This window comes from Belliella marina, assembly GCF_042682445.1.
Lineage (GTDB): Bacteria > Bacteroidota > Bacteroidia > Cytophagales > Cyclobacteriaceae > Belliella > Belliella marina.
Window position 1 is genome coordinate 115295 of the sequence record NZ_JBHUHR010000043.1, and the last position, 17973, is coordinate 133267.

Below are 17973 nucleotides of genomic sequence, written 5' to 3' on the forward strand. Positions count from 1 at the left end.
GCTTTCAGCGATATATTTAAAATATCCCAATCATTAAAAAATATCCTTTGATCCTAATTGTCATCTTTATAAACATATAAAACCTGACAGGTTTTTAGAGATCAGAGTGTGCTTTTATTCATATTCTGTTCAATAAACCTGTCAGATTTCTACCACCCTAAAAATAACCTTAGACACTATGAAAAATAAACCAAAAATATCCAGACGTTCCTTTGTCAAAGCATCTTCCGCCCTTACTGGTGGTGCATATTTGCTATCCCCTATGATGGCAAATGCCCATTTTTTCCAAAGGAATGATGACAGCATACAACTAGGATGGTTGGGCAAGGAAGCTCCCAAGCACAACCAGGGATTCACTTGGGGTACTTGTTGGCCAAAAGGAAAAGTCAAGCGAGAATTAGGTTTTGACTTGGTTTCTTCTGATAGGGAAGACATTCCTGTTCAAAGCTGGCCATTGGCATATTGGCCGGATGGTTCGCTGAAGTGGACAGGGCATGCAGTACCTGCGACAGCACTCACTCACACAGCCTTCCAGCTTTCACCTACCAGCAAAACAAAATCGCTGCAAGGGATGAAAGTCGAAGAATCAGATAAGGCAATCAAGATCGATACAGGCGACTTGCTGTACACCATTCCAAAATCCGGCAACCAAATCATCAGCAGCATCCAAAAGGGCGCAAAAACCTTAGCCAAAAACGGGAGGTTGGTGGTTTTGCATCAAAATGTCTCTGACGAAGATGCTGCCGATCAGATCAAGAAAACTAATTTTCAGGGAAATATCTCCAAGATTTCCCTTGAGCAAAAAGGCGCACTTAGAAGCGTGGTCAAGATAGAAGGTTCACACCGTTCTGATTCTGGAAAGGATTTTATCAGCTACGTGGTTAGATTGTACTTTTACCATCAAGCCGCTTCCTTCAAAATGGTGCATACCATTATTTTTGACGGAGAGGAAGAGACCGATTTTATCAAAGGCATTGGAGTGAAATTCGACGTGCCGATGCAGGACGAATTGCATGACAGGCATATCAGGTTTGCGGGGCAGGATGATGGAATTTTCAGCGAAGCGGTAAGAGGACTTACAGGTCTGAGGAGAGATCCAGGAAAAGTCATCATCGGGGCGCAGCTTGCAGGAGAAAAGACACCACCAATCAGCGAGTTTCCAGCAAATGTTTCCAAAAACATCAACTATATTCCGGCATTTGGGGATTATACGCTTTTCCAAGGGGATGCAGATTCATTTTCCATCAGAAAAAGAACCGCCGAAGGACATTCTTGGTTGAATTCCGCCCATGGTCAGCGTGCCAGAGGGTTGGCGGCAGTAGGTGGGCCAAGCGGGAGTTTTGCTTTCGGGGTCAGGAATTTCTGGGAAAGTTTCCCCGGACAGTTAGACATCAAAAATGCCCATACCGATACCGCAGAAGTGACAGCGTGGCTTTGGGCACCAAACTCCCCTGCCATGGATTTGCGTTTCTACCATGACGGTATGGGACAGGACACCTATCCCAAGCAGTTGGATGCTCTGGATATCACTTATGAAGATTACGAACCAGGATTTGGTACAGCCAAAGGCGTGGCAAGAACCTCAGAGTTGAATTTCTGGGCACTGGATGCTACACCAAGCCACAGCCTGTTCAACGACATGTGTACTTATCTCGAAGATCCGCCATTGCTGACAGCAGACTCCGAATACATGCTTCAGGTTGGTGTTTTTGGTGGATTGTGGTACACAGACAAGCTCCAAAGTGATCGCACCAAGGAATTCAACAAGCAACTTGACTGGTATTTTGACTTTTACCAAAAGCAAGTCGAGGAACACAAATGGTACGGATTCTGGGATTTTGGGGATTTTATGCATACTTATGATACCGATAGACATATGTGGAGGTATGATGTAGGTGGCTTTGCATGGGACAATTCAGAACTGTCCACGGACCTTTGGCTTTGGTATTATTACCTGAAAACAGGCAAGAAAGAAGCCTTCCGTGTAGCAGAAGCCATGACCCGCCACACTGGTGAAGTGGATGTGCACCACTCTGGACCTTTTGCTCCGCTCGGAAGTAGGCACAATGTGATGCATTGGGGATGCAGTGCCAAGCAGCTTCGAATCAGCACCGCTGCCAACAGGAGATTTTTCTATTACCTCACCGCAGATGAGCGCACAGGCGACTTGATGCGAGAGCAAGTCAATGCCGCAGAAGCACTTCTCAAGGTTGTACCGATCCGAAAAGTAGCACCCAAGGAAACTTGGGGAACAGACGATCCAAACAGGGTTTATCTGGGTTTCGGTACAGACTGGGGTTCTGTAGCTGCCGCTTGGCTTACCGAATGGGAAAGAACCGAGGACAAAGAAATCCGCGAAAAACTCCTCAACAGCATGCGCTCCATCGGCAACCAACCCAAAGGTTTCTACTCCATGGGAAGCCGCATGAACCTTCAAACAGGGGAATTTGAGAAAGTCAAAACCAATAGAGCTTCCGCTTCCCACCTTTCAGCGGTGTTTGGGCTGACCGAGATCGCCATCGAGCTCTATGAACTCGTGGACATGAAGTCCTTCAACAAAGCTTGGCTTCAATACTGCGAAATGTACAATGCCAGTCCCGAAGAACAAGAAAAAATCCTTGGAAACAGCCTTGGGAAACTCAATCTCGCCCAAGGGCATGCCCGTCTGACCGCCTTTGCTGCCAGAGAAAAATCAGATCCCCGCTTGGCAAAACGTGCATGGGAGGAATTCTACGAAGGAAGTGGCGGCATCCGCAGACACGGCGAAGCCAAAGAAATCTCCGGCCCAGAAGTCCTCACACCCCGCACCGAAGCACGCGGTGTCTCCACCAATGCAACGGCTCAGTGGGGCTTGGCAGCGATGCATTGCTTGGCGATTTTGGGGGAAAAGTGAGGGGTGAGATATGAGCCTTGACAAAGAAACGAGAATATGCCCTGAAGGGGCAACTGATACTAACATTGGGTTTCAACCCAATGCAATGGTAAATATTTGAGTCACTTTTGCCCTGACAGGGCAATTGAATCACTGAAGAGAATAAAGAAAAATCAAAAAAAGTGTCAACCATTTTCAGGGCGTGACAGGGTATGAAAAGTTGCTTATGCTTGCTTTTAGACGAAGCTGCCAATATAGCGTTGCATATGCACATGTGCTCAATCTTTAGTCTGTATCAAACAATTACCATACTTTTCAATTGATATTTCTGAAAATATTCCCCAATTTGATTCCCTAAAATGTATTTCAAATAAATGAAACCAACTACCCTACTCTCCCTCCTCCTTCTCCTCCTTTCCTGCACCACCAAACCTGCAGAAAATCAGACCCAGGCTAACCAAGAAGAAACCCATAGAGTATTGAAACCCGAATTTCAGGCATTGTTGGATTCTGCGAATTTGGATGGGGCGATTTTGATTTTTGATAGTGAGAGTAAGAGCTATTATTCCAACGATTTTGCATGGAGCGAAAGGGGGCAGCTTCCTGCTTCGACTTTCAAAATCCCGAATGGCATTATTGCCTTGGAAACGGGAGTGGTGGAAAATGACAGTGTACTTTTTGCGTGGGATGGAGAAGAAAGGGCGTTTAAGGTGTGGGAACAGGATTTGATTTTTAGAGATGCTTTTCAGGTTTCCTGTTTGCCTTGTTTTCAGGAAATCGCCAGAAATATCGGTGTGGAGAGGATGAAGGCTTACTTGGAGAAGCTTGATTATGGAATAATAAAGTTTGATTCCTTGACCATTGATAATTTCTGGGTGCAAGGAGAGTCCCGAATCAATCAATTTGAGCAGATTGATTTTTTAAGGAGGTTTTACCATTCCGAGCTGCCAATTTCTGAAAGGACGGATACTTTGATGAAAAGTATCATGGTCATAGAGGAAAATGAGAACTACAGGATTTCCGGAAAAACAGGCTGGAGCTTCTCGGAGGAAAACAATAACGGCTGGTTTGTCGGTTACATGGAATCGGAAGGGAAAGTTTTCTTCTTCGCCACCAATCTGGAACCCAAAGACCAATCCAATATTGAGGGGTTTATTTCAGCAAGAAAAAACTTGACCTACAAGGCATTGAGGATGTTGAATTAACCCCATTAATCATGGAAAAACACAGATTTAATAACAGTCTATCTAGTTTCTTTTTCTCGCTGCCAAGTGCTACATTGATGTGAACCCTAATCAATTTGCATAATATTATCCAACTTCTTCCAGCACCGATTCTCCCTTGGAAAAATCTCCACAAGTCCAAGCCCATTTTTCATGAAGGCGTATTTTGCCATTTTCGAAGGTTTCGGGTGTGGATTGACAGGTTCCCGTCATCAAATTTCCTTTCGCATTGATCTGATGATACCTCATGTCAATATTTCCCTTGTCATCCACCAAGCCGATCAAGTGGCCTTTGATGATTTCGCCACCGGAATATGCACAGGTAAGGACATTGCCATGCTGTTGATAATGGAATATCATCTGCGATGAAACTTCCCCATTGGCACTGTTACTGATTGCCCTGAATTTCTTGTTATGGTAATTGATCATATTAATGAGCTGTGTTTTGCTAATTGCCAGACAAATAAGTAAAAGAAGTTTATTTAGCACCATTGCCTTCTACCCCACAGGCGGACAAGCGGCTGACTGTAGTCTGTCGACAGATTTACCCTTTCCTATCGGAATGTCCAAGGTCTTTTTCTGGAGCGATCTCGTCACGGACGAGTTGCTTCAGCTCGGTGATCTCTGGGAAACGCCCTTTTTCTTTTCTGGACCATATTTTTTGATCATTCACTTTGACCTCAAATATGCCACCTGTGCCAGGCCGGAGGCTGAGCGTGGTGATTTCCCCATCGAATGTGGTCAGTAGCTCCTGCGCCATCCATGTAGCCCGAAGCATCCATCGGCATTGCGTGCAATAATGGATTTCGACTTGGTTGTTGTTATCCAATTCGGGAAATTTTTCATTTGACTGGGTAGGTTGTTCGGATTGCATGGATTTTGTATAAAGGATAATAAGTGTTTTTTTAAGTATTGGTACGATATAGAATTTGGAAAGATTCTTTGGGGTCGATCTCTTTCATTTATCGAATTAAATCTCCTCTTGCATGGGAAAAACCTGAAGAATACTGAATAAGAGAAGTAGCTTCATAAGATTTGTTTTTAAGGTTTCTAGGATCCTGGTAAGCCTAATTTTAGTTCACCTATGTCAGCGTTTATAGATAAATTAATTCACCTTCTTAAAGACAGCATAATTTTTTTTGCTGTTTTCAACATAAACAAGTTCCAGTACTAACGTTGAATCGGCGACTTCAACTAATCGATAATCTTTGCTGTGGATTTTATCAACTCTGTTTATGACAAGCCTATCCCCCTCCAGAAAATAAATTGCCTTTTTTCTATCAATCTGTTTATTTACAGCGTCATCCATTATGATTGTATCTCCCCTAAATTCAAAGTAAGTATTTTCCAAAGCAAAATTAATCTCTTTCAATAATGCTGATTTTTGTTCTTCTGTACCCATCATAAAAGGTTCTGATGTTAGTACCTTTGAAAACACATCATAGGATTCCAGTTTCCATTTACCTTGCAGTTTTTCTTCTTGATTCTTGTTGATGCCTAATGATAAAAGCAAAAAAAGAAAGATGGTTGAAATTTTCATATAAATCAGGTTTTGTTTGTAACTAAGACCATATAAATTAATCTTCTTTCTTGAACATTTTAGCTCTTCTAAAAGGGATGCCGTCTCTTGGATTAATTAATTTAAAATGAAGTTCTGATTCATCGAGTCTTGTTATTAAGTATTTCTGTACACTTACTTTTTCCAATTGACCAATAATTAATGTATCCCCTTCAGTCCACCACATTCCTTTTAATTCAATTATTTCATCGTTTTTGAAATCAGTGAATACTACAGAATCTTTCTTAAAGTGATAAAAAGATCCGTTTAATACCTTTGAAAATGTTTCTGCTAAAGCTTGTTGTGTCTGCTCATCTTCTAACTGAAATCTTTTGGAAGTAAGAATACTTTCCATAGTCTCATTACGATACATCTTCCATTTGCCATATAATAGGTCATCATTTATGGAATAAAATTGAAGAATGATAAAAATATAAAACAGTTTCATAGTTGTAGCTTAGATGAAACAAATCATAAACAGTTTGAAACTAAAAAAATAAATACAATTATCCAAATCTCGAACTTCTTAGCCTCTCGTTTTCTGTAGTTAACCTCTAGAACACTTTTAACCACAATGAGCACTAAGGTTGCACAAAGTACACAAGGGCTTTCACTATGGTAGGCATTTTACAGAAAATCACCCCCCTCCATTACCTCCAATATCAGATCCATTTCAAATCCCCTTGACATCAAATACTGCTGGACTTTGTATTTCTTTTTGAATGGGTCTGTTTCTTTGGTCAATGCCCATTTTTTTTCGGCGATATGGCTGAGTGTATTGAAATATTCCTCGGGATCGATCTCTTTCATTCCTGATTTGATGCAATTCGGGCTGATTCCCTTGAATTTCAACTCCTGCAAAATTTTATTTCTCCCCCACTTTTTCAAGCGAAACCTCCCCCTGGTAAAGGACTGTGCAAAGCGCTCTTCGTTCAAAAAATTCTCACTGATCATCTCTGAAATCAACTCCTCCGCCTGCTCTCCATAGATTCCTTTTTCGTGGAGCTTGGTCCTGACCTCCTTTTGGCAGCGATCCTGATAGGCACAATAAGCAGCGATTTTCACCTTGGCCTCCTGAAGGCTCCAGTACTTTTTGGGCTGTTCATTTCCATATTCGTTTCGTGGGTAGGACATTTTGTGTAATTTTGTGACAAAGTAACGGCTTATGTTATTTTTTTCAAATCTATTAACCAAACCATTAATACCATGCGTAAGAAAATTGTAGCAGGAAACTGGAAAATGAATCTCAATTTTGACGAAGGTCAAAAACTGACTACCGAGATTGTCAATATGTACAAGGATGAAAATATCAAGGATGTAACCGTCGTGTTGAACCCTCCTTTTGTACACCTTTTTCCTGTCAAAAAATTAGTAGGAAATACTCCTAACCTATTTTTAGGTGGACAAAATTGCTCTGACAAAGCTTCTGGTGCCTTCACAGGCGAGACTTCTGCTACTATGTTGAAATCTTTTGGAGCAGAATACGTGATCATTGGCCACAGCGAAAGAAGGGAGTATTTCAAAGAAAGCAATGAACTGCTTACTGCTAAAGTAAAACAAGCATTGGAAAATGGTTTGACACCTATATTCTGCTGTGGTGAACCTTTGGAAATCAGGGAAGCTGGTACGCACGAGGATTATGTGAAAAACCAATTGACAGAAAGCCTTTTTGGCTTGAGTGCTGAGGATTTTGCAAAAATCGTGATTGCCTATGAACCAATTTGGGCCATCGGTACAGGAAAAACCGCTTCTTCAGACCAAGCTCAGGAAATGCACAAGGCTCTCCGAGACCATTTGGCTGGCAAATATGGCCAAGAAGCTGCTGACAATACATCGATCCTTTACGGAGGTAGCTGTAATCCAGGCAACGCCAAAGATATTTTCTCCAAAGCAGATGTGGATGGGGGATTGATCGGTGGAGCTTCTTTGAAGTCTCGTGACTTTATGGATATTATCAAGTCATTTTAAAAAATAGTCAACTGTCAACGGTTAACAGTCAACCGTTGACTATTTAATAAACTAGACCTGCTAGGTTTTCATTCTATATTAATTTACCTAGTAATCTATATAGAATAGCTGTTTGCCAAGATCAAACCTGGCAGGTCTTTTTATATATTTTCCTCTCAATTTATGCAGTATTTAGAGTTTAAGATTAATTGCAAAGAAGATTTTCGTGAAATTCTCATTGCCGAGCTGTCGGAAGTGGGTTTCGATTCCTTTTTGGAAACGGATCATGGGATTGATGCCTATATTGAAGAGGGCTTGTTCAGCAGGGATCTATATCAAGATGTCATTGATCAATATCAAGAAGCAGCATCCATCGTAGTGGAAGAGGGTGTGATGGAGAAGGTCAATTGGAATGAGGAGTGGGAAAAGCACTATGATCCGATAGCAGTTGGTGATGAGGTTTATGTAAGGGCTTCATTTCACGCTCCCAAACCAGAAATCAAACACGAGATTCTGATCAACCCAAAGATGTCTTTTGGGACAGGTCACCATGCGACGACTTTCCTGATGCTATCCCATCAGCTGACGGTCGACCATCAAGGCAAAAGAGTGATTGACATCGGGGCAGGAACTGGAATCTTAGCCATCATGGCACACAAGCTGGGTGCAGGAGAAGTAGAGGCTTTTGATATCGATGATTGGTGTGTGGACAATGGCAACGAAAACTTCGATCTCAATGGCATGCAGAATGTCAGGATGGGTTTGGGGACTGTCCGTGAAGTTGCACCACAGGGAACTTTCGATATCGTCTTGGCAAATATCAATAAAAATGTGCTGCTCGATGAATTGGAGATTTATGCAAGTTTGGTAAAAAGCGGAGGGAACTTGTTGTTGAGTGGTTTTTATACCCATGACATTGTTGATATTCAGGAAAAGGCAGATTCCGTAGGCTTTAAATTTTTGAGCCAAAAAGACAAGGATAATTGGGCAGCATTGATTTTTGAGAAATTATGACAGAATTAATCATTTATGCAATAATATTTTTACTGTTGATCGCACATGCCTTGATGGCTGGAAAAATGTACAGAACAGTCCACGAAGACACGACTTTATCCATCAAAGAAAAGAACGACTGGAAACTCAAGGCGTTGATCTTTCCTATTTATTACTGGGGGAAATTTAAAGAGAGGAGATAGGTATAGAGTTTTCCCAAACTCCATTTGAATTGCCCTGTATCAGTTAGTGTTCTGGTTTTCTAAAGTTTAACTTTTAACAAGTATTCGCTCAATGTGCTTTAGCTCTGAGATTTAAATTTCACAAACTCACAAAATTCAGTTTACAGGGATACGCCCCTAATGTGCGGATAGACCTTCTATTCTACGAAGATAAATGGGCTTCTCCCCTGTAGAATGTATATTTCCAAACAAATAAATTCAAAAAATTCATTACAAAAAGGGGCGCTAGTCCTGATATCTTCGTAGCAAATTACGGATTAGCAATAATTCCAGAGGGGCGTAGCCCAGACATCTCTTTTTTTAAGATTTCCAAGACCAAGCAATATCCATCAATTTCCTTTACAGCTTGAATTGGGCTCTAAAAATTCAGTCTAGCCAAATTTCCGAAAATCTTCAAACTTCTACTCCATATTCTGCCTAATCAGGCGTTTTCTGTAGGCATTGAAGATTCTGGATTTGGAGATGAAACCCAAATAGATTCCGTTTTCCACCACCGGAAGGTTCCATGCACCGGACTTTTCAAATTTGTCCATCACTTTCTGCATGGTTTCGTCTGGATAGATTACTTCGGGAGGACTGTGCATCAATTGCTGGATTTTGATGTCTTTTTGTTTTTCCTGGTTGAACATGATCTCCCTAATATCATCCAAGGTGATGATTCCAGTCAATTCTCCTTTTTCATTGACCACTGGGAAGATATTCCTTTTGGAAAGCTGCACAAGCTTGCACAAGTCTCCCAAACTTGCATTTGGGGGGATTGGCAAAAGGTCTTTTTCCATTACCTTCCGGATATTGATATTGTCAAGCACTTCCTCATCTTTAGATTCAGTGAGGTAGCGGCCTGTATCTTTGAGTTGTTTGACATAGAGGGAATCTTTGTCAAAATAGGTGGTCGTCACAAAGGAAATCGCAGAAACCAACATCAGGGGAAGGAATAATTCATAACCTCCCGTGACTTCTGCAATCAAGAATATCGCAGAGAGGGGCGCATGCTGTACCCCACTCATCACCCCACACATAGCCACAAGGGTAAAATGTGCGATTGGCAAGGCGATAGGCAAGCCAAATATATTGGCAGTATAAGCAAAGACGAATCCGGTAATCCCCCCTACAAAAAGTGAAGGGGCAAATATCCCACCGCTTCCCCCTGCCCCAATCGTAATGGCAGAAGCAATCGGCTTGATGAAAATAATCAACATCAAGAATAAAATGATAAAATATGGATTATTAATCTCGGAGAAAAAGGGGCTATTTGCCAAAAGCCTTTGGGGGTCTCCATCGATCAGGGCATTGAGGGTCTCGTATCCTTCACCATAGATTGGCGGGAAAAAGAAAACTATCAGGCCCAGAAAAGCACCGCCATATAGAAGTTTCAGCCAAGGATCGCCCATCATACCCAAGAGGGCTTCTGTTTTCAATACAACCCTACTGAAGTACAGTGAAATGATGCCTGTAAATATTGCCAGGAGAAAATAATAGGGCATATGGGCTGCGAGGAAGCTATCGGAGAGGTTGAAGTTGAACATCACATCTTCACCCAAAAGCAACATGGAAGTGATAGAACCTGTAACTGATGCGATCAATAATGGGATGAAGCTTCCCACACTTACTTCAAGCAAAATTACCTCAATGGCGAAGATCACTGCACCTATTGGTGCACCGAAAATTGCTGAAATTGCGCCGGCTGCCCCACATCCTATCAATAATGTCCTTTTTTTGGCATTCAGATGCATCAAGCTCCCAAAATTTGAACCGATGGCTGATCCTGTGACTACTATCGGTGCTTCCAAACCCACCGAACCCCCAAAACCAACAGTGATTGCGGAAGTGATGACCCGACTATACATCTTCACCTTGGCAATCAAGCTGCTTTTTTTCGAAATATTGTATAGTAAATCAGGGATTCCGTGACCACCTTGGTCTTTGAGAAGGTAAGTGCCTACAATATATGCCAGGGAAATACCAATCAGGGGATAAATGATATAGAAAAAATTTGCATAAGCTTCATCGAAGCCTCCTGTCAGGAACTTTTGGATGGCGTGGACGGCTGTTTTCAGAATGACTGCCGCCAATCCAGCCAGTATCCCAATCAAGCCACTCAAGATCAAAACAAAGTTTTTGGTACTTAGGTGTCTAAGTCTCCAGATCAAAAAACGGGTGATGATGTCAGTCTTTGGCAAAGCACAAATTTAATTTAAAGCATAAAGGTACAAGTTAAATGAACTTCAAAAAAGAAGGTTTCCCGAAATTCAATTCAACAAGTCAGAATCCAAAGTTATCAAACATGCGAGAATCAATTCCACTGCACCTTTGAAAAACTCCGGTTGGATGTTTTCAAAAGTATCTCTTGGTGTATGGTAATCATTATGGTCTTCTACGCCAAAGTAGATAAATGGCACTTTCTTTTGGTGGAATTGTGCATGGTCAGAGGCATTTGTCCAGTCATCCCTTCCAGATCCAGGTTGATCGTGGCCAAACATCAATTTTGGGGATCTTCCGGAAGATGCTTTTTCCAAAATGGGTTTTAGGAAAGGATAGTGGTGAGTTCCGACAGCATACAGTTCATTGTTGTCATTTCTACTGACCATATCCATATTGATGTTCAGTTTGACCTGCTCCATCGGAAAAGGAAAATCCGCCACCAATGCCTTTGCTCCCTGCATGCCCATTTCCTCGGCATCCAATGCCACAAACATCATTGAGTGTTTTGGTCTGTTTTTGGAAAAATACTCCGCCAAAGCCAGCATAGCTACAGTTCCCGATGCATTGTCATCGGCGCCATTGAAGATATCATCCCCTTTTCTGCCGATATGGTCATAATGCCCCATGACTACGATGATTTTCGATGATTCACTTCCCGGTATAAAACCAACTATATTGGCAGCTTTCTCATATATCGCCCCCTCCCTTTTGTTGGTAAATGAAAAAGTCTGTGTGAAATCATCATATTGACTGCTCAAACCCAGTTTTTCAAAACGTTCTTTGATGAAAGCCTGTGCTTTTATATTTCCTTCAGACATAGGTTTTCTACCCTCCAGTTCGTCTGAAGACAAATATTTGATGTCCGAAATAAGTTGGTCATGGTCGATTTTTTGGGCTTGTGACAATACAGGAAAGCCAAAAGCCAAAATCAACAGTAAAATTCTCAAATGTGATTTCATCAGGGGTTTTTATTTATTAGGCTCATCATTTCTGGAATAAGATAGCCAATCTTTCTAGCCAACTGCAAAGTAATGTTTTTGTGTTGCAAAATAAGAAGTCTCTTTTATTTTTTATGTATATACGCTACTTTGCCACAAGCCAAACAAAGTTTCTCCAACAACGGATTTTCATTACTGTTGACTGTCGTCCGTTGACGATTATCCGCATGATTACATATGCATAATTTAACTACTGGTGCCATTGCGGATAATCAAATTGTTTTTTCTGGAATTGAAACTTAATTATAAGGCCAATAATGAAGTTATTATCCTGACGTTAATTATATTCGTGCAAACTGATTGTCTCAAAATTATCGGATTATGAAATTTCTCTCAGCGGTGCTGTTGTTTTTTTTGGTGTACTCAGGTTCATTTGGTCAAGGTACGCTTCCAGAAAGTTTTTTGGATGGGAAATCGGTGGTTTTGATTTCCAATTCACCGCAAGCCAGACCATTGTTGGGCTGGAAAAATTTGGCTGAAGAAATCCATCTAGGGATAGTGGAAGCTGGAGGAGACCCGGTTGCCTATTATGAATTGGAAGACGTCACGCTTTCCGAAGAAACCCAGGCAGGTTTTGCTGATGCCTTCAACAAGAGATTGATTGGGAATATCGTTATTATAACAAGAAAATCCTCAGGTGAATTGCTCCTACACATTGCCCCATATACTCACAATAAAAATATGGTGCCAAATTCAGGAATCTTTTCAATACAAGCTGAAAATGTGATGGGTTTGAGGGAGAATTTGGCTTCGATGGGTAGAAATGTCAGAACGAAAAACCTATTGGTCTTGGATGTCCCCGAATTCCCTGCTGGTGAAGGTTCCTTGGCAGGTGGTAGAAGTAGGTTTTTGGATAGAAATCCCTTGAATTTGGATGTGTTCAAACTTGGAATTCCCCTGTCTGGAGCATCGGGTGAATCGGCATTCCTGAGCATGTACCGATATGATTTGTTGGGCAAATCAGCCGCCGCCATTGCGGCTGAGCAGGCTGCCGAAAAAAATGGTCTTGAAGGTATTTTTAAAGCTAAATATCCGCATCAGGTGGAATATCTCACAGACGCAAAAACGGAAGCTGAGCTTATTCGCGATCGTGTACAGTTTGTATTGATGCGTGTGGAAGGTCGGGAAGCAGATTTGCGGAGCAGCATGGGGCTTCCAGAATTGGAATCAGGTGATGGTTCCCAGATTGTTGTCAAATATTATATCAAATTTCTGGTGAGAAATGAGCTTTATATCGGCCCTGTATGGGATGCCGATCCCAATTGGAGGGTAGCATTGGGGCAGTTTTTGGAGAATCTAAAAATAAAGTAGGACTCCTCAGAGTCCTACAATAAAGCGGTGTTTAACGGGTGATTCAAACAACTTCTCGCTTTTTTTCTTATTTATCAATCGATCCGGTGACACGTTTCATAAAAGCATTCATAGCTTCCTTTTTTTCCATGCCATCTTTTATCATCTGGTTGACTTCCAGCGTGCCGTACAGGTTGGAGAGCAATTCTCCCATAACTTCCAGCTCCTCATCTTTTAACGAAGAAATCTCCGTCATATTTTCCAAAAGTTCAATGGTTTCTTTTACCCAATCTTCGTCGTTGGACTCAATAAACCCCAAAACATGCTTAATTATCGGCAATCTCATTGATTAAGGTTTTAAGTGCTTCTTCTTTGTTTGTTTGGATTTGGTTGACTAGTTTGCCGTCTTTGAATGTTGCAAAAGTCGGCAGATTGGTCACTGAAGCCAACTTTCTTGAATTTGGTAATTTTTCGGCATCGACGTATAGGAATGTTATGCCTTCGTATTCACCAGACAATCTCTTCATTTTTGGTTTGATGATCCTACAGTTTCCGCACCAAGTTGCACCATATTGTACTACAACTTTTTTGTTATTGTCTATGATATCCTGGAGGGTATCAGTTTCTAGTTCCTGTAACATATTTGGTTTTGTTTACTTCAGTTTGAATGCACAAAAGTAATCATTATCACCTCTAAACACTAATAGATAATTTCAATGTGGCATTGACGAATTGATTTCAATCAATTGTAGATGCTTTCGTTAAGAAATGGAATTAGGGCTAAGATTACTGCCTGACTATAATACTCCTTCCTATTCACAACCCCCTTTGTCAAAATCCCAACAGATCCATTCCCTTGCTTCGAGTTTTCCCTGCTGAAGACTTGGTCGTCTGCCATCCCCAGTTCCATGCCTCCTTTGACCAGTTCGGTGACTACACTTGGGAGGTAGAATGTCGCTGTTTTCGCTTTTCCGGTCTTGCCTTTTCTGTCCAAGACCACCACCCAAGCGAAAGCATGCATCTCTCCGTTTACTTCATCTACCCCACCTTCAATCCCGACCCAATAATCAGCTTCTGGAAAGACCAATTTTGCATTCTTGGCTCTATTGTTGGCTCCAAGATAGGTTTCTTCATCACCCACAGGCTGGTCACTCACTTCAGAACTTACATTCAAGCCTTCTACCAAAAAAGCTGAGTCAAAAGCTTGGTGGAATCCTATATCCGTGCTGTTGATCTTGACGGGATTCTTGCTGCCGACAATGATAAGTTGCTGTCTTTTTTCTTCTTTTATGTTTTTTCTCTGTGGAAATGCCATGGTTTCTTTAGTAAACGTAAAAACCTGTAGAGGTCTTTTCTACAGGTTTGAAAAGCTTAGGCCATATTGGTGAAAACTTGGTTGACATCGTCGTCATCTTCCAGTTTTTCAATCAGCTTGTTGATTTCTTCTTCTTGGTCTTCAGGCAACTCTACCGTGGTTGTGGGAAACCACTGGAAATCTGCATTGATGATGTCTATATTTCTGTCCTCAAGTGCTTTCTGCATGTTTCCAAAGTCCTCAAATGCAGTATATACAAAGATTTCCCCCTCGTTTTCATCGATTTCATCCAAACCAAAATCAATCAGTTCCAACTCTAATTCCTCGATCTCATATTCACCTTGGGCAAAACGAAATACCGCTTTTTTGTTGAACATAAAGCTCACGGAGCCAGATGTGCTCAATGAACCATTCGATTTCGAGAAATAACTTCTGATATTCGCTACAGTCCTGTTGGTATTGTCTGTTGAGGTCTCTATGATGACTGCAACGCCATACGGACCGTAGCCTTCGTACAATACTTCTTCGTAATCTTTTTCGTCTTTATTGGATGCTCTTTTGATCGCTGCTTCGATACGGTCTTTAGGCATCGCAGCACCTTTGGCATTCTGGATTATAGTACGGAGTTTAGTATTGTTTGCTGGATCTGGACCGCCGGATTTTACAGCCATGACGATTTCTTTTCCCAAGCGTGTGAAAACCTTAGACATCTTGTTCCAACGCTTAAATTTTCTCTCTTTTCTAAACTCGAAAGCTCTTCCCATATCAATTGATTTTTAAAAGTCTAAAATTAACAAATCTTTTTAAAAGGAATCATGTAATTACATGCAATATTTTGTCTACATAATTTATTCGATGGTTTTTTGTGAAAAAGATGGGAGGTGTACGCAAGATTGCCTTTAAGTTGCCCATTGTCATGAACGGCAATGGCAGTCATCCGGTCATTTGACCATGGAAACCGATTTAGAAACCTAGCAAAGTTCGGTTTCCATTTTAGATTGGCCTCTCTTGGTTTGTGTGAGTACAAAATCCAAGAAAATCCTTGATGATTTCATAAAAAGTGGCTTCCCAGAACATCTGAATATAGCTTTCTACAGCCCCAACCATTGGTGAATGTCAAGGTTGGGATGAATTGTCGCAAACTAGAAGTGCTGCGCCATAGACTCCTGCGCTGTCACCCAATTTGGCTTTGACAATGGGCGTTTCAAATTCATTGTTGAAAATCATTCGCTTGAGCAAACCGGATTCCTCATATATGGAATCGATATGGCTTACCCCACCACCAATCACGATGATATCAGGATCTACAATATTGATTACAATACTTAGAGCTTTCGCAAATCCATCTTGTAACCTGAGGATGGTATTGGTTGCGATAGGGTCGGATTTTTCAAGATGCATTTGGTGGATTTCTTTGAGGGATCGGGAGATTCCCGATTGTTGTAGATAGTATTTTTCCAATGCCGGTCCGGATAATATTTGCTCATTGCATCCCCTCTTTCCGCAGTAGCAAAGCTCCCCTTCTTCGGGGTACAGGTAATTATGCCCCCATTCTCCACCTATGCCATGTTTCCCATTGATAAGTCTGCCATTCACTACAATCCCTCCTCCTACTCCAGTCCCCAAAATCACCCCAAAAAGTACAAGGTTTGCAATATGCAAATCTTTTGCCACCCCAAGTTTTGCTTCAGCCAAAGCAAAGCAATTCGCATCATTTGCCAATCTGATTCTTAGCTTGAGCTGGTTTTCCAAATCAACTTTGAAGTTTCTTCCATTGATGACGGTTGCATTGCAGTTTTTCATGATGCCTTTGGAAGGGATATATGTGCCCGGGGATGCTAGGCCTATAATGTCCGCTTTGTAACCTGCATGATGTTCCATTTGTGCTACCAACTTTGCGAATTGGTTCAATATATGGTCATAGCCTAGATGAGCTTCTGTGGGGACTCTGTGACGGAATAGTTCCTTGGGTTCATCTTTTGACTTCAGGATAATGCCTTCTATTTTCGTTCCCCCCATATCTATTCCCCATAGATTTTCTGCATTGAACTCACTCATTTTTATTTTTTTACGTTAATCGTTTTGTGAATTATTTTTTCCATGTGACCACTCCCACCTTGCTGTCCGCAGTACCATAATAGAGATACCATGTATTTTGGAATAGAACCAAGCCTTCGACAAAGGTGGTGCCGTCCACATATTGACCGGATTTTTCAAAGTCCTTTTCAGGTTTGATAAATGGTTCTGAGGTCCGGTCAAGGATTTTCCAGGGTTCTTTTGAATCATATAGCGCCTGGCCACCAGTATAGATTCTATTTGCTAAGTTTTGTACACCTATCGATTGGGAGTTTCCGGCGTTGTATAGGACGACGATTCCATCTTCGGTCAATACTGCAGGAGGTCCTGCTTCTACCAACCAAGAATCGAAATATCCAGCCCTTGGACTCAATACTGGCACCAATTCCCCCTCGTGGTTTTCCAAAGGCTCCCAATTCATAAGGTCTTCGGAGCTCGCAAGCCAAATGTGTGGAACCCCATAGTACATCCAATACTTGCCATCTATTTTGGTAGCAATCAGTCTTCCGTCTATTTCTTTGGTAATGATGGCGCCAGATTTGGTTTCCATATTAAGATATTTACCAGCCTTCCAATTTTTAAAAACAGGGCCATGTTTTTCCCAGTTTTGTAGGTCATTGGAGGTAGCTACGGCGAGTCTCGGGTATTCTCGATTCCATTGTGTGTACGTGAGGACATAGATTCCATCTTCCGTTTCTACAATTCTCGGATCTTCTGTTCCTCCAGTCCATTCGTAATATTTTTGTTTGTCTTCTTGGGGGTAAAATACTGGCTTGGGTTCTGTTACATAATTGATTCCATCAGATGAGACAGCAAGGCCTAATCTAGAAGTATGGCCTCCGATTTCTTTTTCCCCCAGCTTTTCTTCCGCTCTGTAGAATACATGGATTTTGTCGTCCTTTACGATGGCAGCAGGATTGAAAGTGGCCATGGATTCCCAGTTGACAACTTTCCCTGACATAGGATCATCAAAGGAAGTTGTTTCCGATGGCTCTATGATCGCAGCTTGGTCTTCGGCTCTTTCAAAAGGTCCCAGCATCCAAGTTTTTTTTTGGTCTATATCGGGACCGGAGCAAGCCAGAGCCAATAAGAGTATGGGGAAGACTATATTTTTCATTTTGTTGTAGATATTTTGGGTTATTTGGTATAGTTATAAAACATTTCAGGTAAAACGTTTTAGTAGTCCAAATTTATTCGATTTGTAGTAGAAAGCAAGGGTTTTGTCTTTACTTTCTTTGTCTAAATCGGAAATATTAT

Annotated in this window: 19 protein-coding genes; 6 read left to right on the forward strand and 13 right to left on the reverse strand. The window is 41.5% G+C overall.

Annotated elements, in window-relative coordinates:
• The first annotated feature begins 178 nt into the window (after window positions 1–178).
• Together ACFSKL_RS16860 and blaOXA are read left to right on the forward strand one after the other, a co-directional pair.
• Window positions 179–2893 (forward strand): exo-rhamnogalacturonan lyase family protein, encoded by a 2715-nt coding sequence (locus ACFSKL_RS16860; protein WP_376887527.1) that lies wholly within the window; start codon window positions 179–181, stop codon window positions 2891–2893.
• 353 nt (window positions 2894–3246) lie between these two features.
• Window positions 3247–4077 carry a class D beta-lactamase gene (blaOXA, locus tag ACFSKL_RS16865; RefSeq protein ID WP_376887528.1) on the forward strand — a complete coding sequence of 277 codons (831 nt, stop codon included), beginning with the start codon at window positions 3247–3249 and terminating at the stop codon, window positions 4075–4077.
• Window positions 4078–4182: 105 nt separating this feature from the next.
• On the opposite strand, the gene ACFSKL_RS16870 is transcribed toward blaOXA, so the two are convergent.
• From ACFSKL_RS16870 to ACFSKL_RS16890, 5 genes are all read right to left on the reverse strand, one after another.
• The gene (locus tag ACFSKL_RS16870; protein ID WP_376887530.1) at window positions 4183–4524 is read right to left on the reverse strand and encodes an avidin-fold protein; all 342 of its coding nucleotides are present in this window, start codon (window positions 4522–4524) and stop codon (window positions 4183–4185) included.
• Window positions 4525–4639: 115 nt separating this feature from the next.
• Entirely contained in the window at window positions 4640–4969 is a 330-nt protein-coding gene (locus ACFSKL_RS16875) for an Rdx family protein (protein ID WP_376887531.1), read from the reverse strand.
• A 231-nt stretch (window positions 4970–5200) separates the two neighbouring features.
• Window positions 5201–5635, reverse strand: a complete 435-nt coding sequence (locus ACFSKL_RS16880; protein WP_376887532.1) for a hypothetical protein — start codon at window positions 5633–5635, stop codon at window positions 5201–5203.
• A gap of 37 nt (window positions 5636–5672) precedes the next feature.
• The gene (locus ACFSKL_RS16885; protein ID WP_376887533.1) at window positions 5673–6101 is read right to left on the reverse strand and encodes a hypothetical protein; all 429 of its coding nucleotides are present in this window, start codon (window positions 6099–6101) and stop codon (window positions 5673–5675) included.
• A 179-nt stretch (window positions 6102–6280) separates the two neighbouring features.
• Complete coding sequence (locus ACFSKL_RS16890; protein WP_376887534.1) at window positions 6281–6787, reverse strand: regulatory protein RecX; 507 nt, start codon at window positions 6785–6787, stop codon at window positions 6281–6283.
• 72 nt (window positions 6788–6859) lie between these two features.
• On the opposite strand from ACFSKL_RS16890, the gene tpiA reads away from it, so the two are divergent.
• From tpiA to ACFSKL_RS16905, 3 genes are all read left to right on the forward strand, one after another.
• Window positions 6860–7621 (forward strand): triose-phosphate isomerase, encoded by a 762-nt coding sequence (gene tpiA, locus ACFSKL_RS16895; RefSeq protein ID WP_376887535.1) that lies wholly within the window; start codon window positions 6860–6862, stop codon window positions 7619–7621.
• A 162-nt stretch (window positions 7622–7783) separates the two neighbouring features.
• A complete protein-coding gene (gene prmA, locus ACFSKL_RS16900) occupies window positions 7784–8614 on the forward strand; it encodes a 50S ribosomal protein L11 methyltransferase (protein WP_376887537.1) in 831 nt (276 codons plus the stop codon).
• Window positions 8611–8796, forward strand: a complete 186-nt coding sequence (locus ACFSKL_RS16905; RefSeq protein WP_376887538.1) for a hypothetical protein — start codon at window positions 8611–8613, stop codon at window positions 8794–8796. Before prmA ends, ACFSKL_RS16905 begins: the two co-directional genes overlap by 4 nt.
• A gap of 440 nt (window positions 8797–9236) precedes the next feature.
• On the opposite strand, the gene ACFSKL_RS16910 is transcribed toward ACFSKL_RS16905, so the two are convergent.
• On the reverse strand, window positions 9237–11015 hold the full coding sequence (locus tag ACFSKL_RS16910) for a chloride channel protein (RefSeq protein WP_376887539.1): 1779 nt from the start codon (window positions 11013–11015) through the stop codon (window positions 9237–9239).
• Between the two features lie 69 nt (window positions 11016–11084).
• Window positions 11085–11996, reverse strand: a complete 912-nt coding sequence (locus ACFSKL_RS16915; protein WP_376887541.1) for a M28 family peptidase — start codon at window positions 11994–11996, stop codon at window positions 11085–11087.
• 360 nt (window positions 11997–12356) lie between these two features.
• Here ACFSKL_RS16915 and ACFSKL_RS16920 point away from each other — a divergent pair, with 360 nt between their 5' ends.
• Window positions 12357–13346 (forward strand): NTPase, encoded by a 990-nt coding sequence (locus ACFSKL_RS16920; protein ID WP_376887542.1) that lies wholly within the window; start codon window positions 12357–12359, stop codon window positions 13344–13346.
• A 67-nt stretch (window positions 13347–13413) separates the two neighbouring features.
• Here ACFSKL_RS16920 and ACFSKL_RS16925 read toward each other — a convergent pair whose 3' ends face one another.
• From ACFSKL_RS16925 to ACFSKL_RS16950, 6 genes are all read right to left on the reverse strand, one after another.
• Window positions 13414–13671 carry a DUF6952 family protein gene (locus ACFSKL_RS16925; RefSeq protein WP_376887543.1) on the reverse strand — a complete coding sequence of 86 codons (258 nt, stop codon included), beginning with the start codon at window positions 13669–13671 and terminating at the stop codon, window positions 13414–13416.
• Window positions 13652–13966, reverse strand: a complete 315-nt coding sequence (locus ACFSKL_RS16930) for a thioredoxin family protein (protein WP_376887544.1) — start codon at window positions 13964–13966, stop codon at window positions 13652–13654. Before ACFSKL_RS16930 ends, ACFSKL_RS16925 begins: the two co-directional genes overlap by 20 nt.
• 101 nt (window positions 13967–14067) lie before the next feature.
• Window positions 14068–14640 (reverse strand): inosine/xanthosine triphosphatase, encoded by a 573-nt coding sequence (gene yjjX, locus ACFSKL_RS16935; RefSeq protein ID WP_376887545.1) that lies wholly within the window; start codon window positions 14638–14640, stop codon window positions 14068–14070.
• A gap of 56 nt (window positions 14641–14696) precedes the next feature.
• Window positions 14697–15404, reverse strand: a complete 708-nt coding sequence (locus ACFSKL_RS16940; protein WP_376887546.1) for a YebC/PmpR family DNA-binding transcriptional regulator — start codon at window positions 15402–15404, stop codon at window positions 14697–14699.
• Window positions 15405–15756: 352 nt separating this feature from the next.
• Entirely contained in the window at window positions 15757–16698 is a 942-nt protein-coding gene (locus ACFSKL_RS16945; RefSeq protein ID WP_376887548.1) for an ROK family protein, read from the reverse strand.
• 31 nt (window positions 16699–16729) lie between these two features.
• Window positions 16730–17833 carry a glycoside hydrolase family 130 protein gene (locus ACFSKL_RS16950; RefSeq protein WP_376887550.1) on the reverse strand — a complete coding sequence of 368 codons (1104 nt, stop codon included), beginning with the start codon at window positions 17831–17833 and terminating at the stop codon, window positions 16730–16732.
• Between the last annotated feature and the right edge of the window lie 140 nt (window positions 17834–17973).